Source organism: Acinetobacter sp. P37 (assembly GCF_057480965.1).
This window is the reverse complement of the sequence record NZ_JBLIYY010000005.1, coordinates 137022-152995: the sequence shown is the minus strand read 5'-3', so window position 1 is coordinate 152995 and position 15974 is coordinate 137022. Positions and strand designations below refer to the sequence as shown.

General features: G+C 41.9%; 16 protein-coding genes. 13 read left to right on the top strand and 3 right to left on the bottom strand.

The window, feature by feature from the left end; all coding sequences use genetic code 11:
• Positions 1 to 96: 96 nt before the first annotated feature.
• From AC25JC_RS06435 to AC25JC_RS06405, 7 genes are all read left to right on the top strand, one after another.
• On the top strand, positions 97 to 1206 hold the full coding sequence (locus AC25JC_RS06435; protein ID WP_486923698.1) for a muconate/chloromuconate family cycloisomerase: 1110 nt from the start codon (positions 97 to 99) through the stop codon (positions 1204 to 1206).
• Between the two features lie 20 nt (positions 1207 to 1226).
• Entirely contained in the window at positions 1227 to 1517 is a 291-nt protein-coding gene (gene catC / locus AC25JC_RS06430) for a muconolactone Delta-isomerase (protein WP_078190886.1), read from the top strand.
• Between the two features lie 153 nt (positions 1518 to 1670).
• Complete coding sequence (locus tag AC25JC_RS06425; RefSeq protein ID WP_111884683.1) at positions 1671 to 2357, top strand: 3-oxoacid CoA-transferase subunit A; 687 nt, start codon at positions 1671 to 1673, stop codon at positions 2355 to 2357.
• Positions 2358 to 2376: 19 nt separating this feature from the next.
• Positions 2377 to 3027: a 3-oxoacid CoA-transferase subunit B gene (locus AC25JC_RS06420; protein ID WP_078193766.1), complete on the top strand. Its 651-nt coding sequence runs from the start codon at positions 2377 to 2379 to the stop codon at positions 3025 to 3027.
• A gap of 124 nt (positions 3028 to 3151) precedes the next feature.
• The gene (gene pcaF / locus AC25JC_RS06415; RefSeq protein WP_486923697.1) at positions 3152 to 4357 is read left to right on the top strand and encodes a 3-oxoadipyl-CoA thiolase; all 1206 of its coding nucleotides are present in this window, start codon (positions 3152 to 3154) and stop codon (positions 4355 to 4357) included.
• A 66-nt stretch (positions 4358 to 4423) separates the two neighbouring features.
• Positions 4424 to 5203, top strand: coding sequence for a 3-oxoadipate enol-lactonase (gene pcaD, locus AC25JC_RS06410; RefSeq protein WP_180115620.1), 780 nt, complete (start codon positions 4424 to 4426; stop codon positions 5201 to 5203).
• 88 nt (positions 5204 to 5291) lie between these two features.
• Positions 5292 to 5717 carry a hypothetical protein gene (locus tag AC25JC_RS06405; protein ID WP_486923696.1) on the top strand — a complete coding sequence of 142 codons (426 nt, stop codon included), beginning with the start codon at positions 5292 to 5294 and terminating at the stop codon, positions 5715 to 5717.
• Between the two features lie 125 nt (positions 5718 to 5842).
• Here the strand turns inward: AC25JC_RS06405 and AC25JC_RS06400 are convergent, their stop codons facing one another.
• From AC25JC_RS06400 to AC25JC_RS06390, 3 genes are all read right to left on the bottom strand, one after another.
• Positions 5843 to 7081, bottom strand: a complete 1239-nt coding sequence (locus AC25JC_RS06400; RefSeq protein ID WP_180023661.1) for a CaiB/BaiF CoA transferase family protein — start codon at positions 7079 to 7081, stop codon at positions 5843 to 5845.
• A 51-nt stretch (positions 7082 to 7132) separates the two neighbouring features.
• Positions 7133 to 8560: an MFS transporter gene (locus tag AC25JC_RS06395; RefSeq protein WP_486923695.1), complete on the bottom strand. Its 1428-nt coding sequence runs from the start codon at positions 8558 to 8560 to the stop codon at positions 7133 to 7135.
• A gap of 209 nt (positions 8561 to 8769) precedes the next feature.
• Positions 8770 to 9990: an acyl-CoA dehydrogenase gene (locus AC25JC_RS06390; RefSeq protein WP_486923694.1), complete on the bottom strand. Its 1221-nt coding sequence runs from the start codon at positions 9988 to 9990 to the stop codon at positions 8770 to 8772.
• Positions 9991 to 10236: 246 nt separating this feature from the next.
• Between AC25JC_RS06390 and AC25JC_RS06385 the strand changes: the two genes are divergently transcribed.
• The 6 genes from AC25JC_RS06385 to AC25JC_RS06360 all read left to right on the top strand — a co-directional run bounded on the left by AC25JC_RS06385 (position 10237) and on the right by AC25JC_RS06360 (position 15967).
• Entirely contained in the window at positions 10237 to 11172 is a 936-nt protein-coding gene (locus AC25JC_RS06385; RefSeq protein WP_233945396.1) for a LysR substrate-binding domain-containing protein, read from the top strand.
• Positions 11173 to 11275: 103 nt separating this feature from the next.
• Entirely contained in the window at positions 11276 to 11977 is a 702-nt protein-coding gene (locus tag AC25JC_RS06380; RefSeq protein ID WP_486923693.1) for an SIR2 family NAD-dependent protein deacylase, read from the top strand.
• A gap of 188 nt (positions 11978 to 12165) precedes the next feature.
• Positions 12166 to 13110 (top strand): ABC transporter permease, encoded by a 945-nt coding sequence (locus AC25JC_RS06375; protein ID WP_168377501.1) that lies wholly within the window; start codon positions 12166 to 12168, stop codon positions 13108 to 13110.
• Positions 13110 to 13991 carry an ABC transporter ATP-binding protein gene (locus AC25JC_RS06370; RefSeq protein WP_486923692.1) on the top strand — a complete coding sequence of 294 codons (882 nt, stop codon included), beginning with the start codon at positions 13110 to 13112 and terminating at the stop codon, positions 13989 to 13991. Before AC25JC_RS06375 ends, AC25JC_RS06370 begins: the two co-directional genes overlap by 1 nt.
• A gap of 81 nt (positions 13992 to 14072) precedes the next feature.
• Entirely contained in the window at positions 14073 to 15089 is a 1017-nt protein-coding gene (locus AC25JC_RS06365; RefSeq protein ID WP_486923691.1) for an isopenicillin N synthase family dioxygenase, read from the top strand.
• Positions 15086 to 15967 (top strand): hypothetical protein, encoded by an 882-nt coding sequence (locus AC25JC_RS06360; RefSeq protein WP_486923690.1) that lies wholly within the window; start codon positions 15086 to 15088, stop codon positions 15965 to 15967. Before AC25JC_RS06365 ends, AC25JC_RS06360 begins: the two co-directional genes overlap by 4 nt.
• The last annotated feature ends 7 nt before the right edge of the window (positions 15968 to 15974 follow it).

The window sequence follows — 15974 nt, the reverse complement described above, 5'->3', positions numbered from 1 at the left end:
CCTTTTAAGTATCTAAAAATACCAAAATCGCTCTAGTTAAAGATATTACATTAAATTAGGGTATATAAATAGTTGGATAGATAAGAAATATGCAAGATGTATAAGTCGATTGAAACCCTGCTCGTGGAAATCCCAACAATCCGTCCGCACAAGATGGCTGTTGCAACCATGCAAACGCAAACCCTTGTTTTGATTAAAATCACCACCGAAGATGGTTATATCGGTTGGGGTGAAGCGACGACGATTGGTGGTCTAGGCTATGGTGAAGAAAGCCCTGAAAGCATTCGTACCAATATTGAAACTTATTTTAGTCCTTTACTGAAAACCCTCACTGGTTTGAATGTAGCTCAAACCATGCAAGCCATTAAACGTAATATTAACGGCAATCGCTTTGCTAAATGTGCCATTCAAACTGCGCTACTCGATATTTTAGCGCAGCGTTTAAATCAGCCTTTGAGTGAAGTATTGGGCGGTCGCTTACGTGATAGCTTACCAGTTCTTTGGGTACTTGCATCTGGCAATACGGAAAAAGACATTGCCGAAGCACAAAAGATGATTGCGGCAAAACGACACAATATTTTCAAACTTAAAATCGGTTCACGCCCCGTTGAAGCTGATGTTGAGCATGTATTAGCCATAAAAAAAGCGTTAGGTTCAGACATTTCTATCCGTGTGGATGTTAACCGTGCATGGTCTGAACTAGATGCCATTAAAGGCATTCAATTGTTACAAGATGGTGGCGTTGATCTGATTGAGCAGCCTTGTGCGATCGATAACATTGACGCGATGCGCCGTTTAACTCGTCGTTTTGATATAGCCATTATGGCAGATGAATCACTGATGGGTCCGCAAACGGCATATCAACTTGCGCGGCAGAATTCTGCTTCTGTTTTTGCAGTCAAAGTTGCACAGTCTGGCGGTTTAATCGAAGGCTGTGAGGTTTCTAAAATCGCCAAACTTGCGGGTATCGATTTATATGGTGGAACCATGCTTGAAGGCCCTGTGGGCACTATTGCATCGGCACATGCATTTTCTACATTTGACAATTTAGCTTATGGCACAGAGCTTTTTGGTCCATTGCTGCTAACTGAAGAAATTATAAAAACCCCACTTCAATATCAAGATTTCGAACTCAAGATTCCGACCACAGCGGGTTTAGGGATTGAAATTGATGAAAACAAAATTGATGACTTACGTCGCAAATAACATTTAGCTAGGAGTGAGAAATGCTTTTCCAAGTACGCATGGATGTCAATATTCCATTAGATATGCCAGTCGAAAAAGCCAATGAAATTAAAGCTGTAGAAAAGGCATATTCACAAGATCTACAACGTCAAGGTAAATGGCGCCATATCTGGCGCATTACTGGTCAATATTCAAATATCAGTATTTTTGATGTTGAAAGCAATGAAGAGTTACACAACATTTTACAAGGATTGCCCCTTTACCCGTATATGAATATTGAAGTTATGGCTTTAAATCGTCATCCCTCTTCTGTTCGTAGTGATGACAGCTGATGCGTTTGGATTCCAATTGTGTAGCACATGATTGGAGTCCATTTTCTGCATTTTTAAGTTTGTAAATATTTGAAATAAAAGATTATCTGCCTTGTATGACTGAAGTGGTTAGTCAGGTAAATAGTTTTATCGTTCTTGATGAAGGATCGTAGCATGATTGATAAAAGTACCGCTTCCTTAACAGAAGCACTTTCTCAAATTAAGGATGGATCTACCATTATGATTGGCGGCTTCGGTACGGCTGGTCAGCCTGCTGAACTGATTGGTGGATTGATAGAACTTGGCATCAAAGATCTCATCATCGTCAACAACAATGCAGGGAATGGTGACTATGGATTGGCTAAATTACTCAAAGCTGGTGCTGTCCGTAAGATGATCTGTTCTTTCCCTCGCCAATCCGACTCTTGGGTGTTCGATGAGCTATACCGTGCAGGAAAGATAGAACTTGAGCTTGTACCGCAAGGTAATTTGGCTTGCCGTATTCAAGCTGCAGGCATGGGTTTGGGTCCAATTTATACACCAACTGGTTTCGGTACGTTGCTGGCAGAAGGCAAACCTACACTCAATTATGAAGGCAAAGATTTTGTCCTCGAAAATCCAATTAAAGCTGATTTTGCTTTAATCAAAGCACATCAGGGCGACCGCTGGGGCAACTTGGTTTACAACAAATCAGCGCGTAACTTTGGCCCCATTATGGCCATGGCGGCAGATGTGACGATTGCTCAAGTCTCAGAAGTGGTTGAACTTGGTGCATTGGACCCAGAGCACATTATTACCCCTGGTATTTTTGTACAACATGTCGTGGCTGTTCAACCTGCACAGCTTGAGCAATCTGCATAAATCACGTGAGGAAAGAACCATGAGCTATACCAAATTAACCCGTGATCAAATTGCAGAACGTGTTGCACAGGATATTCCAGATGGTGCTTATGTCAATTTAGGCATTGGCTTACCCACTAAAATTTCAAATTATTTACCAACAGACAAAGATGTTTTTCTACATTCAGAAAATGGCCTTTTAGCTTTTGGTCCTCCTCCGGCTAAAGGCGAAGAAGACCCTGAATTAATTAATGCAGGAAAAGAGTTTGTTACTATGCAAACGGGCGGCTGCTTTTTTCACCATGGTGACTCTTTTGCCATGATGCGTGGCGGGCATTTAGATATTGCAGTATTAGGCGCTTTTCAGGTTGCCCAAAATGGTGACTTAGCAAATTGGCATACTGGTGCGCCAGATGCAATTCCTGCTGTAGGTGGTGCAATGGATTTGGCTGTTGGGGCGAAAAAAGTCTTTATTACTACAGACCATGTGACCAAAAAAGGTGAACCGAAAATTGTCGCTGAATTGTCATACCCTGCGACAGGCCTGCAATGTGTCGATCGTATTTACACAGATTTGTGCGTGATTGATGTAACAGTTGAAGGCATGAAAGTGATTGAAAAAGTTGAGGGTCTGAGCTTTGACGAATTACAGTCAATGACCGGTGCAAAGCTGATAGATACGACAGCATAAAGCAAAAAGTCCCTCCTTGATTAAAGGAGGGATTTAGGGAGGATTAATTTAAAAAATTAACTTCCTGTAAATCCCTCCCAACCTCCCGTTAAAAGGGAGGAGCTGAGTTTTTAGGATTTATAAAATGAAAAATGCCTATATTATTGATGCAATCCGCACCCCTTTCGGTCGCTATGCGGGCGGTTTGGCAGCAGTACGTACCGATGACCTAGGTGCCTTACCTATCAAGGCACTGATGCAGCGAAATCCAAGTATTGCTTGGGAGTCTGTTGATGACGTGATTTACGGCTGTGCGAACCAAGCCGGTGAAGATAACCGTAATGTTGCACGAATGTCGTCGCTACTCGCAGGTGTACCTTTTCAAGTTCCTGCTACAACTGTGAACCGACTTTGTGGTTCATCACTTGATGCAATTGCGACGGCAGCCCGTGCAATTAAAGCAAATGAAGCAGACTTAATTATTGCTGGCGGTGTTGAAAGTATGTCCCGTGCGCCCTTTGTTATGGGTAAATCGGAAAGTGCTTATGGACGCAGCCAAAAGATTGAAGACACCACCATGGGCTGGCGTTTTATCAATCCAATACTCAAACAAATGTATGGCGTAGAAACCATGCCTCAAACTGCTGAAAATGTGGCAGAACAATTCAACATTAACCGTGCTGATCAAGATGCTTTTGCCTTAGAAAGTCAGCGCCGTACAGCCGCTGCACAGACCAATGGTTTTTTTGAGAAAGAAATCATCCCTGTCGTCATTCCACAGCGTAAAGGCGACCCACTGATAGTCGATACAGATGAGCATCCACGCGCATCGACGACAGCAGAAGGCTTGGCAAAACTCAAACCTGTGGTGAAAGTAGATGGTACGGTAACTGCGGGCAACGCTTCAGGGATCAATGATGGTGCAGCTGCACTGCTGATTGCTTCAGATGATGCTGTCAACAAATATAAGTTGAAGCCACGGGCCAAAATTATTGCAGCAACGGTGGTGGGTGTTGAACCCAAAATCATGGGCTTTGGTCCTGCGCCTGCCATAAAAAAGTTGTTAGCTCAAACAGGTCTAAGCCTTGAACAAATGGATGTTATCGAGCTGAATGAAGCTTTTGCGGCTCAAGCCTTAGCTGTTACCCGTGAACTAGGTTTGGAAGATGGTGCTAAACATGTCAATCCAAACGGTGGCGCTATTGCTTTGGGGCATCCTTTAGGTGCATCTGGAGCCCGTTTAGTTATGACTGCGTTAAATCAGCTTGAGGAAATTTCAGGTCAATATGCCCTCTGTTCGATGTGCATTGGTGTCGGTCAAGGCATCGCTTTGATTATTGAACGTGTTTAATCCTCAATAAAAGTCCTCCTTCTGATAGGGGGATTTAGGAGATTTATAAAATTAAGGATTCAAAATATGCCTACATTTATATCCAATGATGCTTTGATTAATTACGCAACTTTTGGTGATACCAACAAACCTGCGATTGTCTTTTCTAATTCTTTAGGCACAAAGTTCAGCATGTGGCAGCCTCAGATAGAGTCGCTGCAGCAGGATTATTTTGTCATTTGTTATGATACACGTGGTCATGGTGCATCTTCTGCCCCTCAAGGGCCTTATAGCCTTGATCAATTGGGTACAGATGTCATCCATTTATTGGATCATTTAAATATTCAACAGGCCACATTTTGTGGAATATCGATGGGTGGTTTAACAGGTCAATGGCTTGCAATACATCATCCTGAACGCTTTAACCATGTCATTGTATGCAATACCGCTGCAAAAATTGGGCAAGAATCAGCTTGGAATGAACGTGCACAGTTAGTCCGTCAACAAGGTCTGAAACCAATTGCAGAAACGGCAGCATCACGATGGTTTACAGAACCCTTTATCCAAAGTAACACGGCAACTGTACAATCTTTGAGTAACGACCTCGGAGCTGGCAGCCCAGAAGGTTATGCAAGTTGTTGTGAAGCTTTGGCTAAAGCGGATTTACGCAATGAAATCTCGTCTATTCACGTACCTGTATTAATTATTGCAGGTCAACAAGACCCCGTAACTACAGTTGCAGATGGTCAATTTATGCAAGAACACATTGCAAATAGCCAATTATTTGAAATTAATGCATCGCATATTTCAAACATTGAACAGCCAGATGCATTTAATCAGGCTTTGCAGAATTTTATACAGCAATAATATGCAGCTGAACAAATTCAATGTAATGTTATTAAAATAGAGCCTTGCCATTGTGCAGGGCTTTATTTCGTTTGAAGGCTTTGATTTAATGTCCGTTCTTAAAATAAATGGACAATTAGAAGAATGGTTCATCTATATAAAAAACGGATCAATATTACTTTTTAGTTTAATCATTGGCTTTAGTTCTACGATTTCTTATGCAGATGTTAAAACTCAGCGTATAAAGGATATAAAGACATATACTCTCATCAATGGAGGTGGTATCGATGATCTTGCTGTGCAATTAGTAGACTTGAAAAATAGGCATATAAATGCTTATTGCGTGCAGCATTGCGGAAATTGGTTTGTGTATAATCCAGAATTTGAATGTTATAGCTTTAAGAAAAAATATCAAGGCGCAAAAGTATGGACATCTCTTTCATACAAAAAAATAAAGACCGTATTGCAGGCCCAAGCTTTGATGAATAATTATACTTTATCTAGAAAATTAACATTAAAAGCACTCCGTAAATGAATATTGATATTGAAAAAGACCGAAGTATTGGAGTCCTTCGGTCTAAACTTTTAACTCCACTCATTCCACATAGGCGTTTAAGCCCATATATTGAAGAATAGTTTGAAGAATAATCCCATGAAATTTTAAGCTGCAGGATGATTGAGTTGATCAATGATACCTTGTGCAGCCAATTCATTTAATTCAGCTTCAGTTTTAAATTGGGACAAAATTTCGATTGTGTGCTGCCCTAACTGCGGCGGTGCATGACGGTATTCTACAGGCGTATCAGATAATTTCATCGGTGATCCAATCACTTTAAAATCATGATTTAAAGCATGTGGAATATTCACCACCATTTGACGATGTTGAATTTGCGGTTCATTTAATGCGTCTTCTACAGAGTTGATTACACCCACAGGCACTTTTACCGCATGAATCGCATCGACCCAAACTTGAGCATCTTGAGTCAGAAAATAGGCACTCAATAATGGAATTAATTCTTCACGGTGCTTCACTCGATCTTGATTACGTAAATAGTTTGGTTGATCTAACAGTTCTGTATAGCCAATCGCAATACACAAGTCTTTAAATTGCTTATCATTACCACAGGCAATAATAAATTCCTTATCTTTGGCTTTAAAGGTTTGATACGGCACAATATTCGGGTGATTATTTCCCATACGCTTGGGTGCTTTACCCGAGGTCAAATAGTTCATACCTTGATTGGCCAAAGCCGCCACCTGTACATCGAGTAATGACATATCAATATATTGACCACGTCCAGTATGTTGCCGTGCTAACAATGCCGCCTGAATTGCAATCGTTGAGTACAGTCCGGTCTGAATGTCGACCACAGCGACTCCCACCTTTTGTGCGCCACCACCGATTACATCATCAGATTCACCAGTAATACTCATCAAACCGGAAATACCTTGAATAATAAAGTCATAGCCTGGTTCTTCCGCACGTGGACCATCCTGACCAAAACCTGTAATTGAGCAATATACGATATTGGGATTTAGTGCACTGAGCGATGCATAATCCAAACCATATTTTGCAAGTGAACCTGCTTTGTAGTTTTCAATCACGACATCTGCCGTCTGGGCAATTTCACGGACTAGGGCTTGCCCTTCTTCACTGGCGATATCAATGGCTACAGAATATTTATTACGGTTCGCACATTGGTAATAGCCTGATTCTCTCGTCGCTTGACCTTGCTGATTTGGCATCCAAGGTGGTCCCCACGTACGGGTATCATCACCCACTTTTGGACGCTCAATTTTGATTACCTCTGCACCTAAATCAGCCAAAATTTGACCGCACCAAGGACCTGCCAAAACACGGCTTAAGTCCAATACACGAATTCCTTTTAATGCACCCATAGTTCACTCCAGATGTGCCATAGTATTGAGCTATGGCACAGGTCTTTTTATTTATTTTACTGTTGCAGTTTTTTCAGATGCTTTTTGTTCTGCATCATCAACATATGTTTCTACACTTGCCAGTTTTTCTTTTTCCGCATCTGAAGAAAGTGATGCTTGCTGGGGATCATATTGACGTTCACGAATGAATAAGCCCGGAATAACACCTGCAATAAAGTACGCAGCACCCATTACAATAAAGGCCATGGTGAATGATCCGCCAGCGGCAATCATACCAATGGTTGCTGGTGCTATGGCTGCGCCTAAACGTCCCATATTGTAAGCACCGCCAATAGCCGTACCGCGTACATCCGTAGAGAAACTTTCTGCCATATACGTTGCATTTACACCGTATGGAATACCGTATAGGAAACCGAAAGTTACGAGTAAATAGGCGATGTTGGTTGGTGTGTTATAGAAAATGATGATCGGTAAGAATGCTGCCGTAGCTACCGTACCAAACACAAAGGTAATACGACGTCCAAATTTGTCAGCGGCATAGCCGGCTAAAATTTTACCCAAAATCATGGCGGTATATGCACCTACCATATAGCCAGTCATGGCTTTAAAGTTCATGCTGAGTTCAGTTTCTAAATACGTTGGCATCCAGTTGTTGACACCGTAATAACCGAATTGTAGAAATGCAGCGGTCGACATCCAAAAGAAGAACATTTTACGATGATTGGTATGTCCAAAAATACGTTTATAAATGCTTTCAGAAGGTGCGTTTTGCTTGGCTGCAGCTTGCTGCTGTACAGGTTCAAGCTTTAATTCACGGCGTTTTATCTGCTCAATTTTTGCTTCCTGCCAAGATTTTGGTTCAGGAACAAAACGCATAAAGATCAGGGCAAAAGCAGCAGGAATAATGGTGACATAAAATAGCATGCGCCAGCCGTGATCTGGAATAATGGCACCCGCCATCAGCGTTGCAACGATATAACCCACGGTTTGACCGGTTTGCAAAGTCCCAAGTACCGTTGTGCGATATTTGGTTGGCACATATTCTGCCATCAGCGTATTACACGCCATGTAAAGAGAACCCAGTCCAAAAGCGCCAATAAAACGTAAAATTAAAAATTGTTCATAGCTTTGGGTAAAGCCTAAGATACAGGTCATGATCGAGAAAAATACGACCGACCAAGCAATGGTTTTCACACGGCCGAATTTATCGCACGCCCATCCACCCGAAATACCACCCAGCGCCATCCCTGCTAAAGAAGAGCTACCAAGCATACCTGCTTGAAATGTACTTAAACCAAATTCAGCCTTTAAACTGGTGAGACTGAATGACAGCAACATGATGTCTACACCATCAATCACCAAGGAAATAAAGGCAAAAATAAAAGCCATTTTCCAAGTGTTGCTGGTAATCCGATGCATCGTGCCCACGTTAGAAGGCAATTTGAGCGTTCCTGCTCCGTTTTGCATTTCGTTATTCATTTCCTTGTTCCTCATTTTCCCAAATGAGTCATCGGCATTCCTATGTCTGTACATTTGCCTTTTTTATTCTTTTTATTTCATCACTGCTCAGGCTATTGCACAGAGTTACAAGAGTGTTTCACGATGAATCCTTTATTGATTAAGTTTATTTTTGCATAAAAAGTCTCTAAGGCACTCTATGCAGAGCGCCCTATTGATATTGAATTCAATTAGTTACTAAAAGCCGCGATGCCTGTTTGCGCACGACCTAAGATCAGTGCATGTACATCATGCGTTCCTTCATACGTGTTGACGACTTCGAGATTGACCAGATGGCGGGCAATACCAAACTCATCAGAAATGCCGTTACCACCCATCATGTCACGCGCAACACGGGCAATATCTAAAGCCTTGCCACAGTTGTTACGTTTAATGAGTGATGTGCCTTCTACAGCAGCAATGCCTTCATCTTTCATACGTCCAAATCGAAGCGCAGCTTGTAGACCCAAGGCAATCTCAGTTTGCATATCCGCCAATTTCTTTTGAATCAACTGATTCGCAGCTAAAGGTCGGCCAAACTGTTTACGGTCCATAGTATATTGGTGCGCTGTATGCCAGCAGAATTCTGCGGCGCCCATTGCGCCCCAAGCGATACCATAACGAGCACTATTTAGACAGGTAAATGGACCTTTTAAACCACGTACTTCTGGAAAAGCATTCTCTTCAGGGACAAAGACATTGTCCATCACAATTTCACCGGTAATCGATGCACGTAAGCCAACTTTACCGTGAATTGCAGGAGCAGATAGACCTTCCCAGCCTTTTTCTAAAATAAAACCACGAATGTCACCAACATTACCTTCAGGCGATACTTCTTTCGCCCAAACAACAAACACGTCGGCAATTGGGCTGTTGGTAATCCACATTTTTGCACCCGTGAGACGATAGCCACCTTCGACTTTTTTTGCACGAGTAATCATGCTACCTGGGTCAGAGCCATGATCTGGTTCAGTTAAACCAAAACAGCCAATGTATTCGCCTGTTGCCAGCTTTGGTAGGTATTTCTGTTTTTGCGCTTCAGAGCCAAATTCATTAATGGGCACCATCACCAAAGAACTTTGAACGCTGGCCATTGAGCGGTAGCCAGAATCCACATATTCAATTTCACGCGCAACTAGACCGTAGCTAACATAGTTTAGACCTGCGCCGCCGTATTGCTCTGGAATCGTTGGGCCAAGTAAGCCAAGTTCGCCCATTTCTCGGAAAATAGATGCATCGGTTTTTTCATGGCGGAATTGTTCGAGTACACGTGGCTGTAAACGCTCTTGACAGTATGCATGCGCAGTATCGCGAATCATGCGTTCTTCTTCAGTTAATTGCTGTTCCAAAAGAAACGGATCTTGCCAGTTAAATTGTACTTTTGGTTTTTTTACATTGACCATTTGATTCATCGCATCCTCTGCTTTTTCGGGCTTTCTTTGTTTTATTCGATGCTATGTGTGAAAAGTGATTCATTCAAACGATTATTTTGCATGTAGATATGCGCCTTTCGCATACCTGAGCTTTGTTCACAGCGTGTTAAGCACTTTAGCCACTGATTTAAGCGATGGATTGCTTTATTTATAGACTATAGTGGTATATGAAAATCATTCTTATATGCCATTTTGTGATACCTCTCGATAAAAAGGACTTTATCTATGCGGCGTAATATTCCATCATTGCAAAGCTTAATTTGCTTTGAATCTGCTGCAAAACACGCAAGTTATACGCATGCTTCTCAAGAGTTATTTATTACTCAAAGTGCTGTGTCACGCCAAATTCAACAGCTAGAAGAATATCTAGGTGTCACGCTATTTAGCCGAACGCGTCACGGTGTCGATCTCACAGAAGCAGGCAAACAATATGCAAAAAGTATTAAACCCTTTTTGCAAGGCATCGAAAAAAGCACCTCTGATATCATGACGCACAAAGGCTTAGGCGGTACTTTAAAGCTGGGCGTTGTGCCAACCTTTGCCACACGTTGGCTGTTGCCAAAATTAAATAATTTAAATGCACAGCATCCTGAAATTACCGTGCATTTGGAAACCAGTACCAAACCTTTTTTGTTTAATGAAAATGTCTTTGACGCAGCTATTTTTGCAGGAACGCAACAGCAAATTGAGCATTGGCCTGGCATTCAAGCGCATTATTTAATGGATGAAGAAGTGGTTCCCGTTTGTTCTCCCAAATTGATTGAAAACAATTTTCCCCATGCGGAAATGACGGATGATCATAGTTTTAATTTAAGTGATGAAGAATTGCTTCGATTACCCTTATTACAGCAAACAACACGTCCAAGTATTTGGCAAGAATGGTTTCAAGCCCATCAAATTCAGCATCCCAAGCCTTTCGATGGGCAGAGGCATGAATTATTTTCTATGCTTTCTGTTGCAGCCAGTCATGGCATGGGAATGGCACTGATTCCACAAATGCTGATTGAAGCTGAACTGAGAAAAAAAGAATTGGTGATTGCATCAAATAAAAAACTGCACGGTAGCAGAAAGTATTATTTGGTCCACTCGAGTCAAGACAGTTCACCGCAAATACAAAAATTTGTCGATTGGGTGCTACAAGAATTGCATCAGCTGAGTTGAAGTAGTCGCTATATTTTGAGTACAGTAAATTCGCTGCATTATTCGTTCAATACATGTAACCGTACCTAATGGACGCATCAATTAAAATATAAGGCTATAATCTATGCAAAAAATTGTGGTGTTTTCAGGTGCTGGTATGAGCGCAGAAAGCGGCATCAATACCTTCCGTGACAGTGATGGTCTTTGGGAGCAGCATCGTATTGAAGATGTGGCCACACCTGAAGCTTGGGCACGTGACCCTGCTTTAGTACAGCGTTTTTATAATGAACGCCGTAAACATATTTTAGCCGCAGAGCCAAATGCAGCGCATAAATTGATTGCAGAACTCGATGATTTTTTTGATGTTCAAGTTATTACACAGAATATTGATGACCTGCATGAACGTGCAGGCAGTCAAAATGTACTGCATCTGCATGGCAATATTCGTTACGCAAAAAGCTCTGGCCCTCAGGCGCAATATACGCAGGAATTTTTCCTTATTGAAGGTGCAGATTTAAACTTAGACAGCGACAAATGCCCTGAGGGTTATCCTTTACGGCCACATGTGGTCTGGTTTGGCGAAGCAGTTCCTGCCTATGAAGATGCCAGTGTAAGTGTACAAACAGCAGATATTTTTATTGTGATTGGCACAAGTCTGGCAGTCTATCCTGTGGCTGGATTAATTCACGAAATCCCTGCCAACTGCCGTGCATTTTATATCGACCCGAAAGCAGATTATCAGCGTGTACCTGAGCAGTATCAATTGATTAAAGCTGGCGCGAGTGAAGGAATGAAAAAACTTTTTTTGCAATTGGTTGCGCCATAAAAGCACATTTTGGCATCAGTATCGATCAAAAAAACTAATATTGCCTGCTTCTTTTGCAGGCTTTTTGCTGTTTATAGCCTATCTAACTTTGCATAAGGTCAATAAAACACGGCATACAAGCGTTTGGCATTCAAATTGCTTAATAGTATTACGTTTTATTAAAAAAGTAATATTGGGGCTTGGTCAGTATGGGTTATGTCGCAAGAGAGCTCAGTCCAAAAAGTAAGCTATTGCTTGGCTTAGGATCATTTTTAATTCCTGTGCTCATTTGGTGTGCAGTGAGTTATTTGCCATTTTTATGGCATCCACAGGTGCAAATAACGCAGTCTGGCAGTGTGCCGTATTTTCAGGTCGATAGCCGTGTAGACAAAGCGGTGTTTTATGCCGAAGCACAATCTGCAGTGAATGCAGGTTTAGCACCACCTCAAGGTAAACTGGTCAATCCAATCTATTTACCTGCACCGCACGAAGTAGCAAAAGCATTAGTTACGGCTTTTATAACTCCACCTGCCCAACCTGATGCCCCATGGTTTCATCAAAGCTTATGGCACAGTATTAAAATTGTGTTCAGCGCTTTTTTTATTGCCTCTCTCATCGGTATTCCGCTCGGGATTCTTTGCGGTTTTTCTCAAAAAATATCACAACTGACCGAACCCTTTGTTGAGTTTTTCCGCTACTTGCCCGCTCCTGCTTTTGGTGCATTAGCCGTTGCGATTTTAGGCATTAATGATGCACCTAAAATCGCCATTATTGTGATTGGTACGCTGTTTCAGCAAATTCTGATTATTGCCAATACCACACGGATGGTTGACCGAGGCCTGATTGAAGCAGGTTTTACGCTAGGTACCAATAAATTAAAAAGCTTATTTCATGTGGTGATTCCAGCGGCGCTTCCCGACATTTACCGCGACTTACGTGTATTGCTGGGCTGGGCTTGGACTTATCTGATCGTATCTGAACTGATTGGCACAACCTCTGGGATCACATGGTTTATTACTCAACAAGCGCGTTACCAAAACTTTGACAATGTTTATGCCGCGATCCTCATCATTGGGGTGATTGGCTTGGTGTGTGATGTGGTGCTCATGAAACTCGGTCAACGTCTATTTAAATGGAAAGCAGGAGCAAAATAATGAACAGCACAGAATTTAATTCCAGCACGTATTTCGATGCAATTTATGCGCGACCTGTCATTTTAGAAGCAAAAAAACTCACACAAAGTTTTAAGCACGGCAAAACTGAACGCACTATTTTAAATCAGTTGGATTTAAAGATTCATAAACGTGAATTTATCTGCGTGATTGGCCCATCGGGTTGCGGTAAATCGACCTTGAGCCGAATTGTGGCTGGACTTGACCCTTACAGTAGCGGTGAATTGCTGGTCGATGGCCAAGCCATTGAAGGCCCAAGCCCTGAGCGTGGCATGGTGTTTCAAGGCTACACGCTTTTTCCATGGAAAACCGTCAAAGAAAATGTGATGTTCGGCCCTTTAATGAAAGGTGCCAGCAATGCTTCGGCTGAATCCAGCGCCCGCGAATGGATTGATATTATTGGTCTAGAAAAATACCAAGATCAGTACCCGCATGAGCTTTCTGGTGGGATGAAACAGCGCGTTGCCATTGCCCGCGCATTGGTCAATGAACCCAAAATATTATTGATGGATGAGCCATTTGGCGCGCTTGACCCGCATACCCGTCAAAAAATGCAAAAACATTTAATGGATCTTTGGCAAAACATTGATATCACCATCATTTTTGTGACCCACGACATGGATGAAGCGATTCTATTGGCGGATCGTATTGTGGCGCTCAAAGCCAATCCTGGTGAAATTAAAGAAATAATTGAGGTCGATTTACCCCGTCCTCGTAATCCTGAACTCATGCTGAGTCCTGAATTTAAACAACTGCGCGAACGGGTGGATTTCTTGGTACATGCGCAGGAAGACGAGCTCGACCCAGCGATGGAAAACCTACCGAAAATTCCGCGTATGACCCAAGTCAGTACGCAAAAATAACTGGATTAATCCCTCTTCATCTTTAGGACGGCCTAAATGATGTACTACAGCGTTGGACGGCCAACATTATAGGAATTGAAGATGAATGAATCTTATGTTTTGCCACTTGTTGATATATCGAAAATACAAAGCACGCTACTGTCAGAACGCTTAGAAGTAGCCTCTGCATTGGATCAAGCCTGTAAAGATGTTGGTTTTCTTTATTTAAAAGGTGATCAGTTCAATTTTGATTTTGCGACATCACTGATTCAGGTTGCAAAGTGTTATTTTCAACAAGATACCGCCAGTAAAATGCAACACTATATTGGGCTGTCGAAAAATCATAGTGGCTATGTGCCAATTGGTGAAGAACAATTTGCAGGCAACAGCTACGACTTAAAAGAAGCCTATGACGTCAATTATGATTACCACGGTGAAACTACGGCATTTCCTTTGCTTGGCCCTACTTTATGGCCAAATGATGCCACATTTAAAAGTTCCGTCAGTGATTATTATTGCCATTTAAGCAGTATTAGCGAGCAGATTTTTCAGGCCTTTGCTTTAGCATTGAATGTAGATGAGCATTTTTTTGATCGCAAAATTACCCATCCGACCAGCCAACTGCGTCTAATCCATTATCCGTATAACCCTGAAGTGAAAGACGCTGAAGGTATTGGCGCACATACAGACTATGAGTGTTTTACACTGCTCTTGCCGACGGCACCGGGTTTACAGGTACTCAATAAACAAGGTGAATGGATAGATATTCCATTGATTGAAAATACCTTGGTGATGAATATTGGCGACATGATGGAAATTTTGTCGAATGGCAAATATTTGGCCACCAAGCACCGTGTTAAAAAAGTCTCTGAAGAGCGCTACTCTTTTCCTCTGTTCTGTGCCTGTAATTACGACACGATCATTGAGCCAGTACATTCTACTGACGCACCCAAATATCAGCCCTTAATTGGTGGCGAACATTTATTTAATCAAACCGCGCAAACCTTTAGTTATCTCAAAAAACGTATCGCTTCAGGAGATCTGAGTCTAAGAAATGCTGTGCCTTTGTCATCATTTGGTATGGATGAAAATACAGAAGTACAAGGAGCAAGCGCATGAATCTATTTCAGGCTTTAGCACAGCTTCCAGCAAGCCAAGAGGTTTTAGGTCCTATTCCAGACTATTTATATGGTGCTTTTCGCCGAAAAAGTATCAGTTTTTCAAATGGTTTAACGGATGAAAAAACCATTGTGTATTGGTTTCAGTCACGTAGTTTTACCATCGATCTACGTTTAAAAAGCCAAGAAAATACGCCAGTGAATGAGCGTCAAGGCTGGATTGGCAACACTCTTTGGGATGCTAAACAACAATTATTGTCTTGGGGTGTTAAAGCACACTCGAATTATCAAAATCATGTGCAATGGCCAGAACCTGCAAAACTGCACGCGATTGGCAACTGTATTTTAGAATTCTCTCCAAGCAATGTGTATGTCGAAGACTGGCGTCAACAAGTGCATGAAGGGCTATTTTTAGGCCTGCGGTTGAAGTCAGCCCTCGATGTAGAAAGTCATCAACTATTGCCGATGGATGGTGGTTTAATTATTTGTGATAAGTATGTGGCCTTTGCACTGAGCCGTTTACCTACAGATCAGCAAACAATTGCCAGCATAGACATACCATCTGCACCTGCTGGGTATGAAGCGCTGATTGAAAGCTTTGAAGTATCCATCGCTATAGATGGTCTGCATAAATACTATACAACGACCTCATCTCAACAAGATCAACCACTTAACTTTGATCATTTCAAAGTTATTGATGAAACACATTTGATGCAAAACGTCATTATTAATGGTCAAGCAATACAGCTGATGTTCGAGGTGGATATTTATGTTCCACATTATGCATTTCAGCATCGCACTGATACCACGACAGAAAGTACAGATTGGTTGCAAAATGAAAAACAGCACCTCTTGTACCATGCCGTAGAATGTCTATAGGAAATCA